Genomic DNA, 4,968 nt, shown 5'->3' on the forward strand with positions numbered 1-4,968 from the left:
TACGGCGCCTCCCTCAAGCTCATCGACATCTACGCCCACCCCCGCGTCGCGGATCTCGCCGCCGCCGTCGCCGAGCGCATCCCGGCACCGGGGGACGGCGCCGCGGAGCAGGGCGCGTCCTCCTCCGGGAGCGCCGCGCCGGAGGCCGGCGAAGGCGCCACCACCACGGCTGCGGGCGCGCACCGGCTGCCGCCGGTCCGTCCCGGCCAGGAGCCCACGCTCTCCTACGGGCAGGAGCGCATGTGGTTCCACCACCAGCTCGACCCGAGCACGACCCTGTACAACCTGCCCGGCGCCTCCCGGCTGCGCGGCGAGCCCGACCTGGAGGCGCTGCGGCTGGCCTGGGAGGACCTGGCGCAGCGGCACGAGGCCCTGCGCTCGAACTTCGCCGAGGTCGACGGCCGCCCCCAGCTCGTCATCCGTCCCGAACTCGGCGACTTCTTCCGCGTGTTGGACGTCTCCGGCGAGGAGGACCCGGAGGCCGCCGCGCGGGCCGCCGTGCAGAAGGAGACCCACTGGGTCTTCGACGTGGCCCGCGACCCGCTGGTGCGCGTCACCGTCGTACGGATCGCACCCGGCGACCACCTCTTCTGCTGGACGATGCACCACGGTGTGAACGACGGCTGGGCGCCGCAGATCCTCATGGGCGAGCTGCTGGAGTTCTACAAGGCCCGCTGCGAGGGCCGTGTGCACCGTCCGGAGCCGCTGCCCGTGCAGTACAGCGACTACGCACGGTGGCAGCGCGACCTGCTGGAGGGCTCCCTCCTCGACGGCGAACTGGACTACTGGCGCGAGCAGTTGCACGACCCGCCCGCCCTGGAGCTGCCCACCGACCGGCCGCGCGCCGCCCGTATGGACTACGCGGGCGCGACGTACGGCTTCACCGTCCCCGCCGAACTCGTCGGCAGACTGCGGGCGTTGGGCAGCGAGGAGACCGCCACGCTCTTCATGGTCCTCCTCACCGGGCTCAACGTGCTGCTCTCCCGCTGGTCCGGGCAGCGCGACATCGTCGTGGGCACGCCCACCGTCGGCCGCAGCAGGCCCGAACTGTGGGGCCTGCTGGGCTTCTTCAACAACACCATCGCCCTGCGCACCGACCTCTCGGGCGACGCCGGCTTCCGTGAACTGCTGCGCCGCGTACGGGCCGTGGTGCTGGGCGCGATGGAGCACCAGGAGATCCCCTTCGACCGCGTCGTACGGGAGGTCGCACCCGATCGCGATCCCGGGCGCAACCCGATCTTCGACGTCATGTACGTCCACCAGACGCTGCCGCCGGACTTCTCCTTCGGCGAGAGCACGTTCAACCCGGGGCGTCCCGGCGGCGAGGAGGACGAGACGCCGCTCTTCCCCGGACTGCCGCCGGGCACCGCGAAGTTCGACCTGACCGTGGTCGTGGCCGAACGGCCGGACGTCGAAGAGCTGGAAGTCGCCCTGGAGTACAGCACCCAGCTCTTCGACGCCTCGACCGTCACCGCGATGACCCGTGCGCTGCTGGACCTGCTGTGGGCCGCCGCGGACCACGCGGACGTCGACCACCGTGAACTGCCTGCCGGCCCGCCGCAGTCGGAGGAGCCCCCCGGGCACACCGAAACGGACGAGCCGCCGGAGACGGCCCATTCGGATCAGGCGTACGCGGCGCCGGAGCCGGACACGGCCGCGTCCCCGTCGGCGCAGGCAGCCCCCAAGTCCGCGTCCGCGCCCGTTCCCACGACCACGGCTCCCGCCCCGCAGCCCGACCCGTCCTCCGACGCCGTCTCCGCATGCCTCCGGCTGCGCGGCGACATCGACACGGACGCGATGCAGGACGCGTTCGACGATCTGACCGAGCGCCACGACGTGCTGCGTACCCGCTTCCCCGTCCCCACGGACCGGCAGCTCTCGCCCTTCGCCCGCGACGGCGCCGCCGGGTTCTTCGCCGCCGTGGACGCCTCCGGACGCGGCGACCCCGTGGCCGCCGCCCGCGAACTCGCCGTGGCGCACGGGCAGACGGCCATCGACCCGGCGACGGGCTCGCCGCTGCGCGCGCTGCTGGTGACGACCTCCGCCGCCGACCACGTCCTCGTCGTCACCACGCATCGCGAGGTCTACGACGGGGCACAGCCCGGCGTCTTCTTCGGCGACCTGCTCTCCTTCTACGCCGCCCGTGCGGCCGGCCGCAGTCCGGAGCCCGCCGCGCTGCCCGTCTCGTACAACGACTACGCACGCTGGCAGCGCAGCCTCCGCGCCGACGGGCTGCTGGAGGGCCAACTCGACTACTGGCGCGAGCAGTTGGCCCACCTCGGTCCCTTCGAGACACCCACCGACCGGCCACGGCCGCTGCACGGCACCTTCGACAGCGCGACCCTGGAAGTGCGCCTCCCGGCGGAGTTGGCCGTCGAGTCGGCCCGCGGCGGCACCCGGGAGCGGCTGATCGCGGGCATCGCGGCGCTGCTGGCGCTGCGTTCGGGTACGGACGAGGTGGTCGTAGGCCTCACCGAGTCCGCTCCGGACACCGACTCGCCGCGCCCCTCGGGTTCGGGTCCGGACGGTCCGCCCCTCGGCGAACTCGTCGGCCCGTTCGCCAATCCGCTCGCACTCCGTCTCGCCATGGGCGACGACCCCGGCCTCGACGCGCTCACCGCCCGCGTCCACGCGGTGATCGAGGCGGCCCGCGCCCACGCCGACGTGCCGTTCGAGGACGTCGTACGCGCGCTGCGGCTGCCCGGAGAGCCGGGGCGCGCACCGCTGTTCGACGTCGCGTACGCCCATCACACGCTGCCGCGTGACCTCGGCGCCGCCGCGGGTCTCGGCGTACGGGGAGTGCGGTGGCCCGGCTCGGCCGCAGCCCGTCTGATGGTCCCCGCGCAGCCCGGCGTCCTCCGGCACGACCTGGCGTTCTCCGTGCTGGAGGGCCCCGAGCCCGGCGCGCTGAACCTCTCCGTGGAGTACCGCACGGAGCTGTTCGACGCCGAGACGGCCCACGCTCTGTGCCGGGACCTCGTCGCACTGCTGCGGCTCGGGCTGCGCGAGCCCGCCGCAGCGCTGAGCGACCTGTGGCCGCGCGCCGCCTCACCGGACGGCGGGCCCCGCGACTCCTGGCCCCGCGACGCCGGGCCGTACGACGCCGGCTGACCCCCCGAACGGACCGCACCGCACCGAAGGAGGCCCAGCGACCGTGGGCGAACGCAGAGACAACGAGCCGGAGTCGGCGCAGTTGCCGGAGGGTCCGGTCGTCGGCGTCGTCGGCGCCGGCACCATGGGCGCGGGCGTGGCCCAGTGCTTCGCCCAGGCCGGCTACCGCGTCGTGGTCGCCGACCCCGACGAGGAGGCACGCCGGGGCGGTGCCGAACGGCTGCGGGCCGGACTGCGTCTGCAGAGGCTGCTGCGCGGCAGGCGGCAGCAGGGCACGGCAGCCGCCGGGCAGGCGCAACAAAAGGAATCGCCCCAACCGGAGGCGCCGCAGCAGGAGTCGGCGGCCGCCCCCGCCGATCCGGCCGCCCTGGTCGACTTCACCGCGGACCTCGCCGCGCTCGCGGAGGCCACCTTCGTCGTCGAGTGCGCACGCGAACGCGAGCCGCTGAAGGCGGAGATCCTGCGCGCCCTCGACCGACTGTGCCCGCCCGCAACGGTCTTCGCGTCCTGCACCTCGGCCGTCCCGATCGCGCGGCTCGCGTCCTTCACCGGCCGTCCCGAACTCGTCGTCGGCACCCACTTCATGAACCCCGCGCCGCTCAAGGACGCGGTGGAGGTGGCGCGTTCGCCGCACACCGGCGAGGAGACCCTCGCGCGCACGCTGCGGTTGCTGGAGAGCATCGGCAAGAAGCCCATCGTGGTGGGGGACGGCCCGGGCTTCGTGACCAACCGCGTGCTGATGCTGACCGTCAACGAGGCCGCGTACGTGCTGCACGAGGGGACGGCCGACGCCGAGAGCGTCGACCGGGTCTTCCAGGAGTGCTTCGGGCACCCCATGGGCCCGCTGCGCACGGGGGACCTCATCGGGCTCGACACGATCGTCGACACCCTCGACGTGCTCCGCGAACACACCGGCGACCAACGCTTCCAGCCGTGCCCCCTGCTGGCGAAGCTCGTCGCCGAGGGCAGCACCGGCCGCAAGGCCGGCCGGGGCTTCCACCACTACCCGAACACCAGCAGCCCGCTCGTCCCACGGGGAGAAACCAGTCATGGCTGACCACCACACTGCGCGCATCCCGATGTCCACGGCCGGCCGTGAGACCTGGCGCCGTACGCCGGGCGGCGCCCGCGAGCCGGGCTGCTGCATCGCCGAAGTCGTCGAGATCCGCGGCCCGTTGGACACCTCGCTCTTCGCGGACGCGGTACGCGTCGTCACCTCCGAGAGCGAGGCGCTGCGGCTGCGCGTCGCGGGGGAGCACGCACGGCGCGCCCATGCGGGCGACTCCGGCGGGGTGCCGGTGCCGCCGCTGGAGGCGGACGCCGACTTCCCGCTGCCGCTCGTGGACGTGAGCGCGGCGGCCGACCCCGAGGCGGCGGCCGCACAGTGGGAACGGGCCGAGCTGGCACGGCCGTTGGAGCCGGAGGGCGCGCTGTCGGGACAGGCCCTGATCCGGCTGGCAGCCGACCGCTTCCGCTGGTTCCACCGCCACCACCCCTCCGTACTGGACGCGTTCGGCTGCGCGCTGGTCACCCGCCGCGTCGCCGAGGTCTACACGGCCCGCGCGGAGGGCCGGCCACACGAGGAGGACCGGCTCGCGGCGCTGTCGACGCTGGACGCCGACGAGGCCCGCTACCGCGAGTCCGGCGAGCGTGAGCGTGACCGCGAGTTCTGGCTCGGCCGGTACGCCGACCGCCCGCAGCCGCTCTCCCTCGCGACCGCACCCGAGACCACGCAGTCGCAGTCCGCGCAGTCGCAGTCCGCGCACCCGGAGACGTACGGCCCGGACGGCGCCGTGCGCTCGCGCACCGTCTCCCTCACCGCCGAGGCGAGCGCCCGCGTACGCGCCGCCACCCGCC

3 protein-coding genes are annotated in these 4,968 nt (G+C 74.3%); all 3 read left to right on the forward strand.

Annotated features, from left to right (window positions below):
- Positions 1-3,111, forward strand: a 3,111-nt coding sequence (locus AN218_RS05785) for a condensation domain-containing protein (protein WP_244900305.1), incomplete at its 5' end; no start/stop codon positions are given.
- A 43-nt stretch (positions 3,112-3,154) separates the two neighbouring features.
- Entirely contained in the window at positions 3,155-4,168 is a 1,014-nt protein-coding gene (locus tag AN218_RS05790) for a 3-hydroxyacyl-CoA dehydrogenase family protein (protein WP_079131855.1), read from the forward strand.
- Positions 4,161-4,968 (forward strand): condensation domain-containing protein (locus tag AN218_RS05795; protein ID WP_244900306.1); only part of this gene is annotated, 808 nt, incomplete at its 3' end. The genes AN218_RS05790 and AN218_RS05795, both read left to right, overlap by 8 nt.

Source organism: Streptomyces nanshensis, assembly GCF_001751255.1.
Taxonomy (GTDB): domain Bacteria; phylum Actinomycetota; class Actinomycetes; order Streptomycetales; family Streptomycetaceae; genus Streptomyces; species Streptomyces nanshensis_A.